The following is a 19,503-nucleotide window of genomic DNA, read 5'->3' on the forward strand; positions in this document are numbered from 1 at the left end:
GCGGCGCGTCGTTTGAACGGTGCGCCGCTGCCATCACTCGAACCAGCCGCGCCGCTTGAACCAGATCAGCGGCAGCACGCCGCTGGCGATGACCGCGAGCCAGGCCAGCGGATAGCCGAAGCTCCAGTCCAATTCGGGCATGTGCTTGAAGTTCATGCCCCAGACGCCGACCATGATCGTCGGCGGCACGCCGACGACCGACACGATCGTCAGGATCTTGAACAGCTCGTTCTGCTGGATGTTGACGAAGCCGAGCACGGCATCGAGCAGCAGCTGGATCTTGTCCGACAATCGCGTCTCGTAGTCGCTCAGCGAGACGACGTCCTTCGACACCGCTTCCAGGCGCTTCTTCGACGACGCCGTGATCCACTCGCCGCCGACGTCACCGGCAAACGAGGCGATACGGCCGACCCCGTGCAGGACGTCGCGCGCCTTGGCGAGCCGGTCCGCCAGCTCGCCGATGGTCTCCAGCGCTTCCTGCATTTTGCGACTGGAGCGCACCGGGCGCTGGGTCCGCACCAGGGCGCCCTTGAACACACTCCGCGAAAGCTGATCGACCTTGGCGCCGAGATGCTCCAGAACGTCGGCGCCCCGATCGATCATGGCCTCGAGCAGACTGGTGAACACGCACATGCCGTTTTCCAGGCTGTCATCGGAGCCGATGCGCTTGCCGATGTCGTCGAAGATCGGCAGCTCGGCAAAGCGCACCGTCACCAGCACGTGCGGGCCGATGACGAAGCCCACCGGCGTGATCTCGGCCTCGCCCGTCTCGGTGAACCGGACCGCGGGCGAGCTGAGATAGAGCGTGCCGTGGTCGAAGATCAGGCGGCTCGAGGCCTCGATCTCGCTGAGCGAGTCTTCCGAGGGAATGCGGATGCCGAGCAGCCGCTCCACGAACTGCTTCTCCTCGTCGGTCCCATTCAGGAGATCGGCCCAGATGATCTCCGAGGGCATTTCCGCGCCGATGCCGTGCCAGTCGTCGGACGGCCACCTGTAAAGTCTGAGCAAGAACCGAACTCCGTGGCCGCATCGCCATGCCGGAGGGCGCATGTCCCTCACCCGCCGACTAACGCATGAGAGTTGCAAACGTTCAAGACCTCTCAGCGACAGCGGTATTTCATTCCCTCTCACCGATGCTTCCGAACGACATCGGACATACCGATCGGAACACGCTCTGGCGATGCACGTTGAACGGACGCGCAGGTGATCCATGGATACGCGTAGTGCATCCCGACATGACGACCTTCCTGGGTGTTGAGGCCTGCGATTTGACCGCCGCGCTGCCGGCGGCCGAGGCGATCCTGTTCGGCGCATCGGATGCCACCCCGTACCTTGCAGGTCAGACCAGCCATGCTGCAAACGCGCCCGACGTCATCCGTCGCGCGCTGCGTCACTATGAGGGCGATCTCACCCGTTGGGATTTCGATCAGGACGCCGAGCTGCTCGATCCGGGCAAAACGAGGGTCTTGGACGGTGGAAACGTGCCGACCGACCCAATGACTCCGGAGCGCAACCGCGACGCGATCAGAACAGCCGCGCAAGCCGTCCTTTCGGCCGGCGCCGTTCCGATCCTCCTGGGCGGTGACGACTCGGTCCCGATCCCTTTCTTCGAAGCGTTCCAGGACAGCAAGGGACTGACCATCCTGCAGATCGACGCCCATCTTGATTGGCGCGATCAGCGCAACGGATCGGGCTATACGTTCTCCAGCACGATGCGGCGCGCCAGCGAACTCCCCTTTGTCAAGCGCATCGTGCAGGTCGGCTTGCGCGGCATCGGGGGCTCCGGTCGCGCCGAATTCGACGCTGCGAAGGCGTGGGGCGCGAAGATCTTCACGGCAAGACAGGTCCAGCGTCACGGCATCGCAAGCGTGCTCGACGCGATCGAGGCTGACGGCGAGTGCCTGGTCACCATCGATTGCGACGGTCTCGATCCATCGGTCATCCCCGGCGTGCTCGTCCCACAGCCCGGCGGCCTGTCCTATTTCGACGTGGTCGATCTCATACGAGGCGTCGCGGCAAAGTCTGGAATCGTCGGCCTGGACATCGTCGAATACGTTCCCGAGCGCGACGTGCAGAATCTTGGAGCCATTGCGGTCGCGCGGATCGTCTGCAATGCGCTGGGGTGCATCCGCAGACGGAAAGTATAGTTGCTACCGCATATGAATCGTGGCGGCGACCGGTGCGCGCGCCTCGTCCTTCGAGACGGCGCTGACGCGCCTCCTCAGGATGAGGCTCATCAGCATCAGTGCCCGTTGAAACTGCTTCCGCGCATTCGATCCTCATCCTGAGGAGCCCGCCCAAAGCGGGCGTCTCGAAGGATGGCCTCAGCAAAAGCTCTCAAGTGCTCCCGGCGCAACAACAGAGGTCTCAAGTCCACCATTCGTCACCGGCATGGGCAACGCTATCGGCGGAAGAGATTTCCATCCCGACGCCCCTTCGAAGACGGCTGGCGTAGAATGCCAGAGGCACGCCCTCCTTGTGCCGGCACCAGCGCACCTCGCCGATGAAGAGCGTGTGGTCGGCGATGTCGATCGATTGGACCACCTCGCAGGCGAACTGCGCGATCGCCTGCGGGAGCACGAAAAATCCCTGGCGAGGGACGAGCGGCGGAGCCTCGCGCAACAGAGGCCTTCCGGCAAAGTGCGCGGAGAGCGCAACGTCTTCCGCATGCAGGACATTGACCGAATAGACGCCCGATCTGGCCACAGCCTGCCACGTCCGCCCGCGCATGAGCGAGACAAGCACCGTCGGCGGATCCGCCGAAACGGTCGTGAAGCTGTTGGCGGTCATGCCGAGCGGCGCGCCGTCCTGGTCGACGGTCGCGACGACCGTAATGCCCGTCGCGAACCGCGATGCGGCGGCCCGAAAACCGGCCGGCTCGGCATGATGGCCCATTACGCGCCTTCGATCTTGAAATGGCAGAGCGTCGCTCCCTTGGGCGAATAGTTCGGCACGTCGGCTGCGACCTTCCGGCCGATGTTCGAACCGAGTGCCGCCTCCATCGCGGCAGCGTCGGGGAAGAAGGCCTGGAAGATGCAGAAAGGCGCTTCCCCCGGTCCGAGTCGTTGGGGGAAAGCGTAATGATGACGCACCAGACCGGGCAGTGTCGCTGCCAGGGGTACGTGCTTGTCCACGTAATAGGCCCTAAAGGCCGATGGATCGTCGGGCGTCGGGTACAGAACGGTCAGGCAGTGCATTGCTGTTCCTCTCAGACACGGCTCAGCCAACCGCCCAGGAGCGGAACTGATTCCGTACGGCGGGCCGGCGTCAGGCGGCGATCCTTGCGCGACTATCGATCCAGGCGTGGATGCGCTTGTCGCTCGCCAGACGATCCCACTGGCGCTCCGGATAATTGAAGTTCTCGGTGAACTCGTCGCAAAGCTCCCGGTCCTGCGACATGGCGAAGATCAGCCGGCCCATCGCTTCCGACGGCGGCTGCAGCATCATGTTGGTCCAGCGAGCGGCGGCAAGCACGCGGTTCTCGCGCGCGCGATCGACGTCCTCGACGAAGCGTGCATCGAATGCCACCGCGTCGGCGATCGCCTTGCCGAGCTCGAACGCCGCATATGAGGCCATGTTGGCGCCCTGGCCCATCAAGGGATCGACCACGGAGTGAACGTCGCCCAGGGCAATGGCGAGCTTGTCGCCGTCGAAAGCCACCCACGACTGCCGCACCGTCGGCACCACCGCGCCTTGCAGCAGGTCGAGCGGCTGGGCCAGCCCGAAGCGGTGCGTGTCGATCCGGTTATAGGTGTGCGGATGATGCTTTTCCAGCTTGTCCAGAAGGGTCTGGCGGAATGCTGCCGGGTTGGCATCGTAGTTGAGCGAGACCAGGTCGGCCATGTCGCCGCCGGGAATGTTCTCCATCAGCAGCGCCGTTTTCATGCCGCCGAAGGTCAGCGTGGGAATGACGATCATCTCGCCATGGCCGGGCGAGACGGACAGGGTGACGCCGCGCGGATCGTCGCCATCCGGGCTGCCGTGATCGACGCCGTCGTACAGGCCGACGCAAAGCAAGCGCTGCGGCCGCGTGTACGGAGAGAGTTCGGGCCGGTGGGCGAACATGCGCCCGAGGGCGCCCTTGCCGGTGGAGACGACGAGAAGGTCGAAGCGCGAGACCAGCGCGGGGATGTCGTCATCCTGAATGCTGGCATATTCGATCAGGCCGCCACGATCCTCGAAGTCCTTCATCAATGCCGGCAGGTAGATCCGATAATCCACCGCGCGGCTCGGCCGCTGGAATGCACCGCGGAACAGCAGCCCGCCGTCGGGGAAATTGAAGTAATGATCGTGGTGGTGATAGACCACGCCGGGATCGTCCCAGTGGTTCACGCCGAGCTCGTTCTCGCGCGCGATGGTGACGCTGTGATGCGCGACGGTGTTCATCAGCCGTGTCGCCGCATATTGCTCCGGGGCGCGATCCGTCAGCACGGTTGCCATGATGCCCTGCTTCTGCAGGTAGAGCGCCAGATGCAGGCCGCCGATGCCGGCCCCTAAAATGCCGATCGATTTGCTCATTCGCGTTCCTCCCCTGAACGCAGGAAGGCTAGACCGGACGCGCCATGCCGTATACGGAATGATGAGAATATTAAAAATTCCGGGGAGGAATGAATGGACCGGATCGAGGCGCTGCAGACCTTCATCCGGGTGATGGAGGCAGGCAGTTTCACCCAGGCCGCCGACGACCTCGGTCTGGGGCAGCCGGCGATCAGCAAGCGCATCGCGCTGCTGGAGGCCGAGTTTCGCTGCCGGCTGTTCGTGCGCACCACGCGCAAGCTGCGGCCGACCCCGGAAGCCGACCGCGTGTTGAAATACGCCAAGGACATCGTCGCCTTGCTCGAGAGCGCCGGCGCTCCGACGCAGAGCCGGATCGGCAATCCGTCAGGGACGTTGCGGATGACGGTGCCGACCTCGTTCGGCCGTTTCTTCTTCCGTGAGATCTTCGCCGAATACACCCGCCGCTATCCCGATGTCCGGCTCGACGTCAGTTTTACCGAACAGTTCGTCGACCTGATCGAGACGGGGACCGAGCTTGCGATACGGATCGGCAGCCTCAATTCGAGTTCGCTGGTGGCGCGGCGGGTCGGCACCATCAAACGGCTGCTGGTGGCGGCGCCCGGGCTGCTTGGGCGCCATCAGGTGCCTTCGCTCCCCGATCATCTGCGACGCATGCCCTGCATCACCTACTCACGCCTGTCGCAGAAGAATCAGTGGACGTTCGAATCCGAAACCGGCCGTTACGTCGTGGACATCGCGCCGGCGATGACCTGCGACGATGCGGACGTGATGACGCTGGCTGCATTGGAGGGGATCGGCGTCGCCGTTCTGCCGAACTGGTGTACCCTGGAGCACATCGCGGCCGGCCGTCTCGTCCATGTGCTGCCCGACTTCGTCGTGCCGCCGCTGCCCATGCATGTCGTCTATCCCGACCCGCAATGGATGTCACACCGGGCGCGACTGTTCCGCGATCTGATCATCGAACGCGCGGACGTCTTTGCACTCGTTGACCGCTTTCGAGACGGTAATCTCGCCGCTTTGGGGACGACGGAGATTGGCTCGTTCCGTTGAGTGTTCGACGTCCGGAAAGGGGACCAGTTGCCGACCTAGATGAGATTGGTTGCGGGGTGGGTAAACCGCCTGAGACCGTACCACCATCTGGCACTTGGATCTGGGGTGGGGAATTCGCACCGCGATGTCGCGCCGGCGTGAGGTGCGGAAAACTAGGGTGACACGGTTGACAGGTTGATAGCGGTCGACGCGGGGTTCCGCACTTGAGGAAAGGGGCGCTACGGCACAACCAATACTGGCACCGTTCCATTCGCCAGGACCTCTGATGTTTGACTTCCCAAGAAGAGCTTCCTGAGGCCGCGTCGTCCGTGAGATGCCATGACGATCAAGTCGCAACCTTTCGACTTTGCTGTGTCGATGATCGCAGTGGCCGGGTGCGAATTCGCAACATGCAGAAAATCTGAAGAAACGCCCATTCGTTCCGCCATCGATCGAAACACCTTCAACACGCTGTGCGCGTGCTCCCTATGAGAGGCCTCGTAGCTATCTATCTGGTCCTGAGACGGTAAGATCGCCGAGGCGTGCCCGCTCCCATAGTCAATGTACATTGCCTCCGTCACGGTAATGATCGTTGCTTTGGCGCTTAGAGCCTTAGCAAGGGCGAGTCCGTGTGTGACGCCTTTGCTCGCGAGGTCCGATCCATCAGTGCTCAAGAGGATGTTGGTGTACATTCGATCTCCTCCTCGATCTGGCAAATCACTCGACGCGAATTTGTTCGTACGTGGATTTCGGAGTAGAAAGGCGACTGCCCACCAGGGGCTTGAAAAGTCGCGCCACGCCTCATCGGTGCGCTTGAGCACAACACAGCGTTCGAACAGGCAGAAGCGCCCCACTACCTGGTGAGCGTATCCTTGTATACCTTTCCGTCCTTCATGATGACTTTGATACTGTTGACGGGGTCGGCAAGTAGGCTGATATCGTTCAACGGATTTCCGTCAACGAGCAGCAGATCCGCCAATGCGCCCTGTTCCACAACGCCGAGTTTGCCGGGATAAGGATTCCGCTTGCCGGACAAGGCCAGCAGTTCGGCGTTCGTCGATGTAGCCATGGTCAGCGCTTCCGCGGGCGTGTACCAGCGAGCGAGTGAGGCCAGAATAGCTCCCTGTTGTCGCGCTAGCGCTGCGGAGAATAGAACATCGGTTCCCCACGCCGTCTTGATCTTGTACTTCCTCGCTAGCTCGTAGGATCTGGCTATCCCAGGCCAGACCTCATCGGCCTTGGCTCTCTGAATTGAGCCTACTGGAAAGCCCAACCTCAAATCCTCGGGCAGAGGCTGCATACTCAACCAAACACCCTTGTCTGCAATCAGTTTCGCTGTCGGTTCGTCCATGAGGAAGGCGTGTTCAATACACTTTACTCCAGCTGCAATTGCTCCCCGAATCGCCGCAGGCGTGAAGGCATGAGCCGTGACGTACGTGCCCCAATTCTCGGCCGCTTCAACGGCTGCGCGTATTTCCGGTTCGGTGAACGTGGTCACGTCTATCGGACTAAAAGGCGACGACACTCCGCCGCCAGCCGTCAACTTGATTTGTGAAGCGCCCTGCATGAGCTGTTCGCGGGCACGGACGCGGACCTCGTCCGGGCTGTCCGCAACCATCGCGCCGCCTGTCTGCTCCATGCGAGTGAGCATACCTCCGATCGTCCGTGGTAAGTCGGTCAGCGAGCGAAAATCGCCATGGCCACTCGTCACAGTAATGACGGCGCCTGAGGGATAAATGCGCGGACCCTTGATGATACCTTCGTCAATTGCGGTCTTAAGACCAAAGACCGGACCGCCTACATCTCGAACCGCAGTAAATCCGCGCATCAGAGTTTTCGTGGCCTCGTCGCCAGCAATAAGATTGAGGTAGCCGACATCGCCGAGCGATTGCGATGGTGTCACTCGAATCAACATCGCATGCCAATGGTTATCGATCAGGCCGGGCATCATTGTGCGTCCGCCGCCTTCGATAATGCGAATGTCTGCGGCGCTATTCACCGCTAGTGGCTGTGACGAGATCGTTTCGATCTTGTTGCCACGCACTAGGACGTTAGAGGGGGCAGACAGCGTGGTGCTCTTGCCGTCAAAAATGCGGACGTTCTGAAACAGCGTAACCGCACCTCCTGGCTGGGGAGCTTCCTGCGCCACGCTTAATCCGGCAGCCCAACTCGACAGCGCCAACGCAACGGCAAACGAACGACATTTCCTGCCAGCTCGGAGATGCCGCACGGTGTCCGAGGTACTCGAGAGAAATCCTAGCATCGCCCGCGCATGCCCCCTCTATGTTCTGTCTCAGCGACAGCATGTCTTCGCGAATGATCAGAGCGGCGCGCTCTGATTGCGACGAATGATTTTCAGAACCAGAAAGATTGCGCCAGCGACAAGAAAGGCAATGCCGATAGCCGTAAAGCCGCTCGACTCACTGCTCAAGCCGACCGCCGTCAGCAGCAAGCCAAAAAGTAGGAGGAGGATACCCGCGAGCTTCTTGACCAGAAGGATTGGTCTTTCAACTGCGATCGCCATCTGCGTTACTCCTGCTTATTGAACAACTTTCGCCATGTCACTCCGAAGCCGATCCGATGCGTAGGCCAGCCTGCCTACGCCGTGGGGTGTTAGACCGCCTTGTGTTTCAGATTGCTCGATTCGGCCGCCAGGTCTTTGGAAAGTGCAGGCGGTATGGCATTGGCCTCGCTGGCCGCAGAGCAGCGCCGCAACCCGCGGCGAGGGTCACAAACGAAAGTTCGCTAAGCACGGTGCGACGATCGATGGCACGCATGGTTCGATCCTCTTGTTTCACTGCTTCTTATTCTTCGAACCTATGACATGCGGCGCTCACGCGAGATCTCTTCTACGCAGCGAAGAGCTACTGTAGCGTGTATGAGCTAAGAATAAAACGACAGGTCAACTGACACAGCCGAGCGTTGTCGAAGGCGCGCCGACGCTTCGCGGCAGGAGCAGCAAGTGAACTCGATCGCTAAATTTGGATCCATGTTGTTCGGCTTATCGAGGACAACAGTCGGCGTTCTCATCCGGATCATGATGGTGACGTGGGCCGCACTGGCCATCTATTATTCGAACTTGCCCTGGAGCTGGCTGCGCACGTTTTTGGCTCTGGCATTTGCGGCCTTCGGAATTTGGGCGCTCTGGCGTTCGCGCGAGCGGCGCATGCCCATTCTTTTCCTCGTGTTGTTCCTTGGTGTCATGGCATGGTGGATCGCGATTCCTCCATCGCACGATCGCCATTGGCGGCCGGAAGTCGCGGTGATGCCGAGGGCGACGATTGATGGCGACCGCGTGCGCCTATCCGGTGTGCGTAGCTTCAGCTACCGGGATCGGAACGATTTCACAGTGCGTTATGAGGAGCGTGAAGTGTCATTGGCCCACTTGATAGCTCTAGATTTCTATGTCTCCTACTTTACTGAAGGTCCAGTTGGACACACGTTTGTGAGTTTCGTCTTCGACAATGCGCCACCGCTCGCCATATCCATTGAAACACGTCCTGAGGTCGGCGAAGGCTTCGCGCCTGTCGCCTCCTTGTTCAAGCAATTCGAGCTGATTTACGTCGTGGGTGAAGAGCATGATATTGTAGGTGTGCGTACCAACCATCGTCACGAGCCGGTGTACCTCTATCGCCTCAATACATCCGTTGAGGACGTGCGCCGGCTGCTAATGGTCTATTTGACGCGTATCAACGAATTGGCCGATCGGCCGGAGTTCTACCACCTGCTGACCAACAGCTGCACGGTCAATATCGTACGCTATGCAAATGCGGCGGGTAGGCGGGGACGCTTCGACATTCGACATCTGTTCAATGGACTCATCGACAGCTACCTCTACCACTCAGGCCGGATCGAGGCCACGCTGCCGTTTGATGAGCTGAGGCGGCGGTCCCTGATCAACGCAGCAGCACATGCGGCCGATGGCACAGCGGACTTCTCGCAACGTATCCGCTCATCTCTGCCGACCGTGATCGGACCCTAATTCCGAAGGCGCTTGATAGCGCGCTCATCCCGCACCAGAGATTGACTCTGACTGGTTTCAAACGTTTGAAGTTGGCCGGACTATCGTCAAAGAACTTACCGGTCACCCCCCGCATTGGTCAGCACATTGCCATCGGTACAAACCGGCGCACGCACAGCACATTCTAGCTAAAGCGCCGGCATACCGGGCGGCGGCTTGCGCTTGGCGGAGGCCTGCTCGTACGCGTAGGCCAGGCGCAGCAGCTGGTGCTCGCTCCAGGCGCGGCCTGCGAAGGTGACGCCGAATGGATAGTCGGGCGTGTCCTTGCCGTCGTCCGTCCCCGAAACGAGTCCGCCCGGCACCATGACGCTGGGATAGCCCGCCTTGGCGGCGATTGCGGCGCCGTATGCGCCGGGAAACAGCACGGCGTCGAGCTTGTGCCGGTTCATGTAGGCATCCATGCCGCGCGTCTTGGCCGAGAGCAGGTCCATGGCGCGCGACGATCTGTACTCGCGCTCGCCGAGATCGCCCCTGGTCATCTCCGCGGCGAGAAAGTGGTCCTGGCCGAAACGCAGCGCCCTGTCCGCATTCGCCTCGTTGAAGGCGACGATGTCGGTCATGGTCTTGATGTCCGTGTTGGTCGCCCACTCCTTCAGATAGAGATTGAGGCCGTGCTTCATTTCATAGAGGAAGACGACCGGCGGTCTTGCGATCGTGCCTTTGTGGGCGCTCAGCGGATTGCGGTTGAGCACGGCCATCGTCGTGCCCGGCCCACCGATCCAGCCTGCCGTCGGCATGCTGGCACGCACGATCACGGCGCCGAGATCCTGCAGCACCTGGATCGCATCAGTCATCAGCTTGGCCGACTTCCGTGGCAGCTTGCCGTAATAGCAGTCGTTCAACGGGTCGGCATCGTCGCTCGGCGCGCCGATGCGCACGCCCTTCATCGCATCGCGCGTCAGGCCGGCAGTGTAGTCGGCCGGCCGCCGCTGCTTTTGCGTCGCTGGATCGAGCCGGTCCTTCGCCGCGAGCACGTTGAGCAGCAGCGCCGCGTCGCGCACGGTCCGCGTCATCGGTCCCGCGGTGTCCTGGCTATGCGCGATCGGCACGATGCCGGCACGGCTGATCAGGCCGACGGTCGGCTTCACCGTGACGAGGCCATTCTGGCTGGCGGGAAACAGCAGCGAGCCCGAGGTCTCCGTGCCGATCGAGGCCGCGCACAGGCCTGCCGCCACCGCGGCCGCCGAACCCGCGCTCGAGCCGCCCGGGGACACGACGGGGATGCCGTGATCGCCCATCAGCGCCGGCGCATAGGGATTCTTGACCTGGCCGCCCAGCGACGAATAGCCGGAGGGCATGTCGATTGCGATCATGTTGGAAAACTCGGTCAGGTTCGCCTTGCCGAGAATCACCGCGCCGGCCTCGCGCAGCAGCTTGACGAGCGTCGCATCGTCCCGGGCGCGCGCGCCTTCCAGCGCCAGCGAGCCTGCCGTGGTCGGCTGCGCGTCGCCGGTCGCGATGTTGTCCTTCACCAGGATCGGGATGCCGGCCAGCGGCCGCTCGGTCGATGGCTTGACGCCGTCGAGCCTGCCCGCGATCGCGAGCGCGTCGGGATTGAGCGCGCGGACCGCGTTGAGCCTGGGCCCGTCGCGATCGTAGGCTTCGATGCGCGCGAGATAGGCATTGACCAGCGCGGTGGCAGTGACGTGCCCATCGGCCAAAGCATGAGCGATATCGCTCATCGACGCATGATCGAGCTTCGCATGATCAAGCTTTGAGGGGATCGGCGGCTTGGCGCCGACAGCCGCCGCGGCAATGCCGGCATCGCGGCGGGATGATTTCTGCACTTCTGCCTCGCCGGGCGGCGCCTCTCCACCACGAGACGCGAGCATGCCATCATGCCAGTGTCTTGCCCGACGGGTCAACTTGCGGGCGCATCGTGCCGATTCCACAGATGCAACGTGTAAGCCATTGAAATGACTGACCGCGGCTACTGTGCATGGGGTTGTTTTTGAGGTTTTTGTTTGGAGCTGCCCTCTCCACGCGTGGAGAGGGCGCAGCAACGGACGCCGGCTACTCCCAATACCACGTGGAGAAGTCGTTCTCGTATTGCGGCACGTCCTTCCAGACGCCCTTCAGCTTCTTGTTGGTGATGGTGATGAGCTGCGGCTGGTACAGGTAGGCGGAGACCGCGTCGGTGGCGAGCATACGCTGGGCGTCGCCGAGCAGCTTGGCGCGGCCTGCTTCGTCCGGCGTCGAGACGATCTGCTTGTAGAGCGCGTTGAACTTCTCGTTGTTGTAACCGAGGTAATAGTCCGGCTCGGTAATCTTGACGAGGTCGAACGGCTCGACGTGGCTGACGATGGTCAGATCGAAATTGTGCGGGCCATTGCCGGCGAACACTTGCGACAGCCATTGCGCCCATTCGACGTTCTCGATCTTGGCGATGATGCCGACCTTGGCGAGCTGGGCGGCGGCGATCTCCCCGCCCTGCCGCGCATAGGACGGCGGCGGCAGCTTGAGCGACAATTCGAGCGGCGTGGTGACGCCGGCCTCCGCGAGCAGCTTCTTGGCCTTCTCGGGGTCGTAGGGGTTGATGCCGGTGGTGTCGACATAGCCGAACGCGCCCGGCACGTAGAAGCTGCCGATCGGCGTGCCGAAGCCGTCGACGGCGCCGTCGATCATGGCCTTGCGGTCGATCGCGGCGAGGATGGCGCGGCGGACGCGGACGTCGTCCAGCGGCTTCTTGCGATGGTTGATCGCGACGATGGTCTTGGCCCGGGAGCCGCCGACCAGCACCGTGAAGCGCGGATCGGCCTTGAACTGTGCCAAGGCGCGCGCCGCGGCAACGCGCGGGAATGCATCGACGTCGCCCGACAGCAGCGCGGCGGTCTGGGCCGCCGGTTCGGAGATGAAGCGGATCGTCACCTTGGACAGCTTGACCGCAGCGGCATTGCGGTAGTCGGCCCATTTGTTCAGCACGATCGAAGAGCCCTTGGCCCAGGCTCCCAACTGATAGGGTCCGGTGCCGACCGGTTGCGTGCCGTTCGTCGCCGCGCTCTTCGGCTCGACGATCGAGCCGCCCGCCTGCCCGAGCAAGAACGGCAAGTTCGGCTCGCCGTACTTCACGGTGATCACGACGGTCTCGGCGTCGGGCGCCTCGACCTTCTCGAAGGCCTGGTACAGGCTCTTGTCCTTGTTGGTGCTGGTCGGCGCCGCGTTGCGCTCGAACGAGAACTTCACCGCCGCCGAATTGAACGGCTCGCCATTGTGGAATTTGACGCCCTTGCGCAGCTTGAACGTATAGGTCTTCAGATCGGGCGAGGCGGTCCAGCTCTCCGCCAGGAGCGGCGAGACCGAACCGTCCTCGTTGATCTTGGTCAGCGTCTCATAGATGTTGTAGAGCGTGACCTCGGCGATCGCCGCCGCGGCGGCGTTGGTGGGGTCGAGACCCGGCGGCTCCAGCGCCATCGCCATGACGACGCTGTCCTTCTTGCTCTGCGCCAGCACCGGCAAAGGCGCCGCGACGAGCGCCGTGGCAAAGGCGACGATCGATAGTTTCCTGAACATGCGCGAACTCCCCAGCCAATCCTGTTTCCAGCTTAACGCCAATCCTGCCCGGACACTAACCTTCCATGCCCGCCTGCGGCAACGCCATCACGGCCTCGGCCTTGTGGCAGGCGGCAAGGTGCCCCTCGCCCACCTTGCGTAACGCGGGCGGAACCTCGCGGCAATGCTGGTCGGCAAGGGCACAGCGCGACGCATAGGGGCATCCGGCCGTCGCCGCCGATTGCGAGGCGATCGCCTGGGCCCCGCGCCGGCGCCGGCCACCCCCGGCGCGGGCCCGCGGCACCGCATCCAGCAGCGCCCGCGTATAGGGATGGGCGCCCCGCTCGAACAAATCCTCTGGCCGGCCCTGCTCGACGATGCGGCCGAGATACATCACCGCGACCTCGTCGCAGAGATAGTCGACCACGGCGAGGTCGTGGCTGATCAGGATGTAGCTCAGGCCGAACTGCTCCTGGAGGTCCTGCATCAGGTTCAGCACCTGGGCCTGCACGGAGACGTCGAGCGCCGAGACCGGCTCGTCGGCGACGATCAGCTTCGGCTGGGTGATCAGCGCACGCGCAATCGCGATGCGCTGGCGCTGGCCACCGGAGAATTCGTGCGGATATTTTTCCATGTCCGCATCGCGCAAGCCGACCTGGCGCAGCACGGCGGCGACGCGTTCGCGGAACGTGGTGCGGTCCGCACCTTCCAGCACGGTCAGCGGCTCGGCGACGATCCGCGCGATGGTCTGGCGCGGATCGAGCGAGCCATAAGGGTCCTGGAACACCATCTGGAAATCGCGCCGGGCCCGGCGCAGCTCATCCGCCGGCAAGCGGTTGAGATCGCGCCCGAGCAGCGCGACCTGCCCTGCGGTCGGCCGCTCCAGCGCCATCACGACGCGCGCGAAGGTGGACTTGCCGGAGCCGGACTCGCCGACGATGCCAAGGCTTCTGCCGGCCTGGACCTGCACGCTGACGCCGTTGAGCGCACGCACCTGCCCCGGCGGACGGAACAGGCTCTCGCGCGGCAGCGTGTAGCGCTGTTCGAGATCCCTGACGTCGAGAAGCGGCGCGGTGCTCATGCGGTCAGCGCTCCGACGCGTTCGGCCATCGACACGTCCGTTCTGATGCAGCGCGCGAAATGGCCGGGACCGACGTCGACCATCGGCGGCAGCGCGGCGCGACATTGATCGATCACGAGCGGACAGCGATCGGAGAAGGTGCAGCCGGACGGCAGATCGGCGAGCTCCGGCACCGTGCCCGAGATCGTCTTCAGCCGCGTCCCCTTGCGCGCGCCGAGCTTAGGCCGGGCACGGAACAGGCCCTGCGTGTAGGGATGGCCCATGCGACGAAAGACTTCGTCGGTCGGCCCGCTCTCGACCACGGTGCCGCCATACATCACCATCATGCGCTGGACGTTCTCGGCAATGACGCCGAGGTCGTGCGAGATCAGGATCATCGACATGCCTCGCTCTTCGACGAGATCTGCGATGAGGTCGAGGATCTGGCCCTGGATGGTGACGTCGAGCGCGGTGGTCGGCTCGTCCGCGATCAACAGGTCCGGCTCGCAAGCGAGCGCCATCGCGATGGTGACGCGCTGGCGCTGGCCGCCGGAGAACTGATGCGGATAGGCGTCGACGCGCCTCGCCGGGTCGGGCAGCCCGACGCGGTCGAGCAAGGCGATTGCTTCCCGACGTGCCTGCGCCGCCGAATAATTCTTGTGACGCCGCAGCGGCTCGGCGACCTGGTTGCCGATCGTGTGCATCGGATTGAGCGCAGTCATCGGCTCCTGGAAGATCATGCTGATGCGGTTGCCCCGCAGGCGGCAATAGTCGGAATCCGCAAGTCCGACGAGCTCGTCTCCGTCCAGCTTGATACTGCCGGTGACGACGGCGCTGTCCGGCAGCAACCCCATCAATGACAACGCCGTGACCGACTTGCCGCAGCCGGACTCGCCGACGAGCCCGAGCGTCTCGCCGCGTTTCAGCGCAAAGCTGACGCCGCGCACGGCCTGCGCCGGCCCACGGCTGGTGTTGAGGCGGACGCCGAGATTCTCGACCTCGATCAGCGTCGTGTCGGAGCGCTCGGCCATCGTCATCGCTCCCGCGCCAGCCGGGGATCGAGCAGGTCGCGCAATCCGTCCCCGAGCAGGTTGAGGCCGAGCACCGAGATTGCGATCGCAACGCCCGGATAGACCGCGAGCATCGGCGACTGGAACAGCAGCGTCTGCGCATCGTTCAGCATCCGTCCCCAGGACGGCTGCGGCGGCTGCGTTCCGAGGCCGAGATAGGACAAGGCGGCCTCGGCGAGAATGGCGAGCGCGAACTGGATGGTGACCTGCACGATCAGGATCGACAGGATGTTCGGAAGCACATGCTCGATGGTGATGCGGAAGCGCCCCTTGCCCGCCGCCCGTGCCGCGAGCACGAATTCGCGCGCCCAGATCGCGTTGGCCGAGCCGCGCGTCAGCCGGGTCAAGGTCGGGATCTGGAAGATGCCGATCGCGACGATCGAGGTCACCATGCCGGGTCCGACGACGGCTGCCAGCATGATCGCCGACAGCACGGCCGGAAAGGCGAAGGTGAAATCGGAGAAGCGCATGATGATCTCCTCCGTCCAGCCGCGCCTAGCCGAGGCGATCAGGCCCAGCGTGACGCCGAAGGTGAGACCGATGCTGACGGCGATGACACCGACCATGATGGTGGATCGGGCCCCCGCAAGCAGCAGCGAGACGATGTCGCGGCCGAAGGAATCGGTGCCGAGCCAATGCGCCGCCGAGGGCGGCCGCAGCTTTGCGGCGATGTCGATCTCGTAAGGCGACCACGGCGTCCACACCAGCGATAACAATGCCGAAGCCAGCACCAGAAGGCTCAGCGTGCCACCGAGGACGAAGCTGCGGTGGCGCAGCGCGCGCCGCCAGAACGTGCGCGCCGGCAGCGGACGCGTTGCGACGGGCGCGTCGATGGCGATGGGTGCGCTCACAGGTCGTGCACCTTGATGCGGGGATCGATGAAGGCATAGAGCACATCGACCACGAAATTGACGATCACCACCATCGCGGCGAGCAGCATCACGCAATTGCGCACCACGATCAGGTCGCGGTTGGCGATCGACTGGAAGATCAGGCGGCCGAGGCCCGGGAGGTAGAACACGTTCTCGATCACGATGGTGCCGGCGAGCAGATTGGCGAATTGCAGCCCCATCACCGTCATCACCGGGATCATGGCATTGCGCAGCACGTGGCTCCACAACACCTCGCGCTTGCCGAGGCCTTTTGCGCGGGCGGTGCGGACGAAGTCCTCGCGCAGCACCTCGAGCACGGCCGAGCGCGTGACGCGCGCGAGGATCGCGGCCTGCACCACCGCGAGCGAGATCGCGGGCAGCAACAGCGACTTGATCCCGGACCAGATGCCGTCCTCCCAGCCGGCAAAGCCGCCCGCCGAGAGCCATTGCAGCCGCACCGAGAACAGCAGCACCAGGAGAATCGCGAACCAGAAATTCGGCAGCGCGATGCCCACTTGCGTCAGCGACATCACGCCGACATCGCCGAGCTTGTTGTGGTTGGCGGCGGTGTAGATGCCGGCCGAGAGCGCCAGCGTCACCGTGATCGTCATGGCCATGATCGCGAGCGGAATGGTCAGCACCAGCCGCTCGGCGATCAGGCTGCCGACCGGGGTGCCGTAGACGTAGGAATTGCCGAGATCGCCGACGAGGAGCCCCTTGATCCATTGCACGTAGCGAACGGCCAGAGGCTGGTCGAGCCCGAGCTTGACGGTGAGCGCGCGCACCGCATCCGGCGAAGCGTCGGCGCCCATCAGCATCTGCGCGGCGTTGCCGGGCAGCGCGTCGAGCACGAGGAAGATGATCAGCGATGCGCCGACCAGCGTCGCCAGCAGAGTCAACAGACGTCGGAGGACAAAGACGCTCATGCGCGCTCGGCTTCAGGGCTCACCCGGGCCACGATCAACATGTCCGGACGCCTTAAGCAAGCTCTTTGCGGCATCTCCATCTCCTCAAGACGGCCAGCGGGACAGAAGGTCGCTTGACGCCTCGAACAGTGCGCTCACGCGCAGCAATTCCGCGTCAGCCCGGAAACGGCCGACCAGCTGAAGCCCGATCGGCAAGCCGTCGCGCGCAAAGCCGCTCGGAAGGCTGATCGCAGGATGGCCGGTCATGTTGAACGGCATGGTCCAGGGGAACCAGTTCGGCCGGACGCTGTCATAATGCCTGCCGTCGATCTCGATGCTACCGAACAGATCCTGCTTGATCGGCAGTGCAGTGCGCGTCAGCGTCGGCATCGCCAGCAGGTGACCGCGCGCAAGCAGCGATTGCACGCGGCGGAACAACGCGGTGCGCGCGAACATCGCCTCCTGATAGTCGACGCCGCTGACTTCGCTGGCGAGCGCGAGCTGCTTGAGGAAAGCCTCGCTCAGCTCGCCCCCATGCTCGGCCGCGAGCTTGGCGAAGCGCGTGCGCCAGACCGTATGGTTGATGGCGCGCCAGATCGGCTCGATGTCGAACCCCTCGCCGGAGAATTCCTCGAGCTCGGCCCCGAGCCCAGCCAACCGGTCGAGGCTCGCCTTGAAACTGGCGGCGACTTCGGTCGACACCGGACGGCCCGGCGGCGTCAGGCAGTAAAGAATCCTCATCCCGCGCAAATCACCACGCGGGGCGGCGGTGCCGATGAAGTCGGACACGGGCACGGCGATCGACCAGGGATCGATAGGATCCTCGCCTGCCATTGCCTGCATCATCAGGGCGGTGTCGGCGACGGTGCGGGTGGTCGGCGTGACATAGGTCTGATTGCCGAAGACGTCGAGCGCCTGGCTGTGCGGGATCACGCCGTTGCTCTGCTTCAAGCCGACCACGCCGTTGCAGGCCGCCGGAATGCGCGTCGAGCCACCGCCGTCGGTCGCAATCGCCAGCGGCGCGATGCCGCTCGCCACAGCGACCGCCGCGCCGCCGCTGGAGCCGCCGGAGGATCGGCAGCCGTCCCACGCATTGCGGGTCCGGCCGAACAAGGGTGAATCGGTGAGGCACTTGCTGCCGAACTCCGGCGTCGTGGTCTTGCCGATCAGGATCACGCCTTCGCTGCGCAACCGCGCGACGGCGACGGCATCCTCGGCCGGCACATTGTTCTTGTAGGGAACGGCGCCGAAGGTGGTCTTGACCCCCTTGGTATTGACGATGTCCTTGACCGTAACGGGGATGCCGTGCAGCAGGCCGAGCGGTTCGCCCGCCATCACTTTGCGCTCGGCTTCGCGCGCCGCAGCGATCGCCTCATCACCGCACAGCGTGATGAAGCAATTCAATTCGGGCTGGAGTGCCTCGGCGCGGGCAAGCACGGCGCGGGTGAGCTCGACTGGCGAGATGCGCTTTGCCGCGATGAGACCGCGCAGTTCGGTTGCGGGCAACAGACAAGGATCGCCGTTTATCGTCACATCACGCTCCGAAGCGGGCCGCCATTGGCCCGTAGACATTGACAGCGAGAATGACAGTTTTGTTAACTCGCCGTCCAATACGATTTTTGTCGCCAACCCATATGCTTTCGGTATGCCAATGGATCTTCGCCGGCTCCGCTATTTCGTCGCCGTCGCCGAGGCGCGCAGCATCGGCAAGGCGGCCGAGCAGCTCCGGATGGCGCAGCCGCCGCTCTCGGTCCAGATCCGCAAGCTCGAGGCCGAGATCGGCGCACCGCTGTTCCGCCGCGGCACCCGCGGCATGGATCTGACCGAGGCGGGCCAGGCGTTGCTGGCGCGCGCCGGCGAAGCGCTGGCGCTGGCGGCCGACGGCGCCGAAGCCGCGCGCGCGGTTGCTTCGGGACGGCGCGGCCTTCTGTCGGTGGGTTACATGTTCGTGCTGGCGAATGCGATGCTGCCGCGGCTCATCCCCGAACTGCGCCGCGCGGTTCCCGGCGTCGACCTCAGCTTCGCCGAGCTCAGCGCCTCGACGCGCGAGGCCCGCGTGCTCGACCGCAGCGTCACCGTCGCGCTGTGTATGCCCGCGATCAATCATCCCGAGATCCAGACGGCAAAGATCGGTGCACAGCCTTTCATGCTGGCCATGCCGATCCGTTCGCCCCTCGCCCGCCTGAGCTCCGTGCCGATGGCCCGGCTGCAGGGCCGTCCGCTGATCGCACTCCCGCATCCGGACCATGGGCCCGGCTCCTCCGCGGTCGTCCCTTTGTTACGGCGGCATCAAGTGGTGATGCCGATCGCCAGTCGGGTGGAGACGGTGCATTCGGCGATGAGCCTGGTTCTGGCCGGCGAAGGTCTCGCCATCCTGCCGGCCTGCGCACAACTCGGCGCGCCACGCGGAGTCGTGTTCAGACCCTTGCGTGACGTCGCTGACTCCCTCGATATCGCAGTCTGTTGGCGGCGGGACTCCCACAGTCCGCTGATCGGAACCTTCCTCAAATGTGCCGAGAAAGCCGTCGCGCGGATGTGA

Annotated in this window: 18 protein-coding genes; 4 read left to right on the top strand and 14 right to left on the bottom strand. The window is 63.8% G+C overall.

Going from position 1 to position 19,503, the window contains the following annotated elements:
- Positions 1 to 33: 33 nt before the first annotated feature.
- Positions 34 to 1,008 carry a magnesium transporter CorA family protein gene (locus AC24YW_RS04265; protein ID WP_487481535.1) on the bottom strand — a complete coding sequence of 325 codons (975 nt, stop codon included), beginning with the start codon at positions 1,006 to 1,008 and terminating at the stop codon, positions 34 to 36.
- Between the two features lie 227 nt (positions 1,009 to 1,235).
- Here AC24YW_RS04265 and AC24YW_RS04270 point away from each other — a divergent pair, with 227 nt between their 5' ends.
- Positions 1,236 to 2,147 (top strand): arginase family protein, encoded by a 912-nt coding sequence (locus tag AC24YW_RS04270; protein ID WP_487481536.1) that lies wholly within the window; start codon positions 1,236 to 1,238, stop codon positions 2,145 to 2,147.
- Positions 2,148 to 2,367: 220 nt separating this feature from the next.
- Here the strand turns inward: AC24YW_RS04270 and AC24YW_RS04275 are convergent, their stop codons facing one another.
- The 3 genes from AC24YW_RS04275 to styA form a co-directional block, all read right to left on the bottom strand.
- A complete protein-coding gene (locus tag AC24YW_RS04275; RefSeq protein ID WP_487481537.1) occupies positions 2,368 to 2,895 on the bottom strand; it encodes a flavin reductase family protein in 528 nt (175 codons plus the stop codon).
- Positions 2,895 to 3,197, bottom strand: a complete 303-nt coding sequence (locus AC24YW_RS04280; protein WP_487481538.1) for an EthD family reductase — start codon at positions 3,195 to 3,197, stop codon at positions 2,895 to 2,897. Before AC24YW_RS04280 ends, AC24YW_RS04275 begins: the two co-directional genes overlap by 1 nt.
- 70 nt (positions 3,198 to 3,267) lie before the next feature.
- A complete protein-coding gene (gene styA / locus AC24YW_RS04285) occupies positions 3,268 to 4,518 on the bottom strand; it encodes a styrene monooxygenase subunit StyA (RefSeq protein ID WP_487481539.1) in 1,251 nt (416 codons plus the stop codon).
- 93 nt (positions 4,519 to 4,611) lie between these two features.
- On the opposite strand from styA, the gene AC24YW_RS04290 reads away from it, so the two are divergent.
- Positions 4,612 to 5,568: a LysR family transcriptional regulator gene (locus AC24YW_RS04290; RefSeq protein WP_487481540.1), complete on the top strand. Its 957-nt coding sequence runs from the start codon at positions 4,612 to 4,614 to the stop codon at positions 5,566 to 5,568.
- Positions 5,569 to 5,786: 218 nt separating this feature from the next.
- Here the strand turns inward: AC24YW_RS04290 and AC24YW_RS04295 are convergent, their stop codons facing one another.
- The 3 genes from AC24YW_RS04295 to AC24YW_RS04305 all read right to left on the bottom strand — a co-directional run bounded on the left by AC24YW_RS04295 (position 5,787) and on the right by AC24YW_RS04305 (position 8,071).
- Positions 5,787 to 6,239, bottom strand: a complete 453-nt coding sequence (locus AC24YW_RS04295) for a universal stress protein (protein ID WP_487481541.1) — start codon at positions 6,237 to 6,239, stop codon at positions 5,787 to 5,789.
- Between the two features lie 161 nt (positions 6,240 to 6,400).
- The gene (locus tag AC24YW_RS04300) at positions 6,401 to 7,810 is read right to left on the bottom strand and encodes a metal-dependent hydrolase family protein (protein ID WP_487481542.1); all 1,410 of its coding nucleotides are present in this window, start codon (positions 7,808 to 7,810) and stop codon (positions 6,401 to 6,403) included.
- Between the two features lie 57 nt (positions 7,811 to 7,867).
- On the bottom strand, positions 7,868 to 8,071 hold the full coding sequence (locus tag AC24YW_RS04305) for a hypothetical protein (protein ID WP_487481543.1): 204 nt from the start codon (positions 8,069 to 8,071) through the stop codon (positions 7,868 to 7,870).
- A gap of 438 nt (positions 8,072 to 8,509) precedes the next feature.
- Between AC24YW_RS04305 and AC24YW_RS04310 the strand changes: the two genes are divergently transcribed.
- Positions 8,510 to 9,529 (top strand): Lnb N-terminal periplasmic domain-containing protein, encoded by a 1,020-nt coding sequence (locus AC24YW_RS04310; RefSeq protein WP_487481544.1) that lies wholly within the window; start codon positions 8,510 to 8,512, stop codon positions 9,527 to 9,529.
- A 167-nt stretch (positions 9,530 to 9,696) separates the two neighbouring features.
- Here AC24YW_RS04310 and AC24YW_RS04315 read toward each other — a convergent pair whose 3' ends face one another.
- The 7 genes from AC24YW_RS04315 to AC24YW_RS04345 all read right to left on the bottom strand — a co-directional run bounded on the left by AC24YW_RS04315 (position 9,697) and on the right by AC24YW_RS04345 (position 18,536).
- Positions 9,697 to 11,355, bottom strand: a complete 1,659-nt coding sequence (locus AC24YW_RS04315; protein WP_487481545.1) for an amidase family protein — start codon at positions 11,353 to 11,355, stop codon at positions 9,697 to 9,699.
- Between the two features lie 226 nt (positions 11,356 to 11,581).
- Positions 11,582 to 13,078: an ABC transporter substrate-binding protein gene (locus AC24YW_RS04320; protein WP_487481546.1), complete on the bottom strand. Its 1,497-nt coding sequence runs from the start codon at positions 13,076 to 13,078 to the stop codon at positions 11,582 to 11,584.
- 55 nt (positions 13,079 to 13,133) lie between these two features.
- Positions 13,134 to 14,138 carry an ABC transporter ATP-binding protein gene (locus AC24YW_RS04325; RefSeq protein WP_487481547.1) on the bottom strand — a complete coding sequence of 335 codons (1,005 nt, stop codon included), beginning with the start codon at positions 14,136 to 14,138 and terminating at the stop codon, positions 13,134 to 13,136.
- Complete coding sequence (locus AC24YW_RS04330; protein WP_487481548.1) at positions 14,135 to 15,148, bottom strand: ABC transporter ATP-binding protein; 1,014 nt, start codon at positions 15,146 to 15,148, stop codon at positions 14,135 to 14,137. Before AC24YW_RS04330 ends, AC24YW_RS04325 begins: the two co-directional genes overlap by 4 nt.
- Positions 15,149 to 15,150: 2 nt before the next feature.
- Positions 15,151 to 16,038: an ABC transporter permease gene (locus AC24YW_RS04335; RefSeq protein WP_275509244.1), complete on the bottom strand. Its 888-nt coding sequence runs from the start codon at positions 16,036 to 16,038 to the stop codon at positions 15,151 to 15,153.
- Positions 16,035 to 16,985 carry an ABC transporter permease gene (locus AC24YW_RS04340; protein ID WP_487481549.1) on the bottom strand — a complete coding sequence of 317 codons (951 nt, stop codon included), beginning with the start codon at positions 16,983 to 16,985 and terminating at the stop codon, positions 16,035 to 16,037. The genes AC24YW_RS04335 and AC24YW_RS04340 overlap by 4 nt, the downstream gene beginning before the upstream one ends.
- 84 nt (positions 16,986 to 17,069) lie before the next feature.
- Positions 17,070 to 18,536, bottom strand: a complete 1,467-nt coding sequence (locus AC24YW_RS04345) for an amidase (RefSeq protein WP_487481550.1) — start codon at positions 18,534 to 18,536, stop codon at positions 17,070 to 17,072.
- Between the two features lie 79 nt (positions 18,537 to 18,615).
- Here AC24YW_RS04345 and AC24YW_RS04350 point away from each other — a divergent pair, with 79 nt between their 5' ends.
- On the top strand, positions 18,616 to 19,503 hold the full coding sequence (locus AC24YW_RS04350) for a LysR family transcriptional regulator (protein ID WP_487481551.1): 888 nt from the start codon (positions 18,616 to 18,618) through the stop codon (positions 19,501 to 19,503).

Source organism: Bradyrhizobium sp. USDA3516 (genome assembly GCF_057651995.1).

Coding starts and splice junctions, on each gene's coding strand:
- AC24YW_RS04330 (WP_487481548.1), bottom strand. CDS start 15,148: ATGGCCGAGCGCTCCGACACGACGCTGATCGAGGTCGAGAATCTCGGC.
- styA (WP_487481539.1), bottom strand. CDS start 4,518: ATGAGCAAATCGATCGGCATTTTAGGGGCCGGCATCGGCGGCCTGCAT.
- AC24YW_RS04280 (WP_487481538.1), bottom strand. CDS start 3,197: ATGCACTGCCTGACCGTTCTGTACCCGACGCCCGACGATCCATCGGCC.
- AC24YW_RS04295 (WP_487481541.1), bottom strand. CDS start 6,239: ATGTACACCAACATCCTCTTGAGCACTGATGGATCGGACCTCGCGAGC.
- AC24YW_RS04290 (WP_487481540.1), top strand. CDS start 4,612: ATGGACCGGATCGAGGCGCTGCAGACCTTCATCCGGGTGATGGAGGCA.
- AC24YW_RS04305 (WP_487481543.1), bottom strand. CDS start 8,071: ATGGCGATCGCAGTTGAAAGACCAATCCTTCTGGTCAAGAAGCTCGCG.
- AC24YW_RS04275 (WP_487481537.1), bottom strand. CDS start 2,895: ATGGGCCATCATGCCGAGCCGGCCGGTTTTCGGGCCGCCGCATCGCGG.
- AC24YW_RS04320 (WP_487481546.1), bottom strand. CDS start 13,078: ATGTTCAGGAAACTATCGATCGTCGCCTTTGCCACGGCGCTCGTCGCG.
- AC24YW_RS04345 (WP_487481550.1), bottom strand. CDS start 18,536: ATGTCTACGGGCCAATGGCGGCCCGCTTCGGAGCGTGATGTGACGATA.
- AC24YW_RS04325 (WP_487481547.1), bottom strand. CDS start 14,138: ATGAGCACCGCGCCGCTTCTCGACGTCAGGGATCTCGAACAGCGCTAC.
- AC24YW_RS04300 (WP_487481542.1), bottom strand. CDS start 7,810: ATGCTAGGATTTCTCTCGAGTACCTCGGACACCGTGCGGCATCTCCGA.
- AC24YW_RS04270 (WP_487481536.1), top strand. CDS start 1,236: ATGACGACCTTCCTGGGTGTTGAGGCCTGCGATTTGACCGCCGCGCTG.
- AC24YW_RS04340 (WP_487481549.1), bottom strand. CDS start 16,985: ATGAGCGTCTTTGTCCTCCGACGTCTGTTGACTCTGCTGGCGACGCTG.
- AC24YW_RS04350 (WP_487481551.1), top strand. CDS start 18,616: ATGGATCTTCGCCGGCTCCGCTATTTCGTCGCCGTCGCCGAGGCGCGC.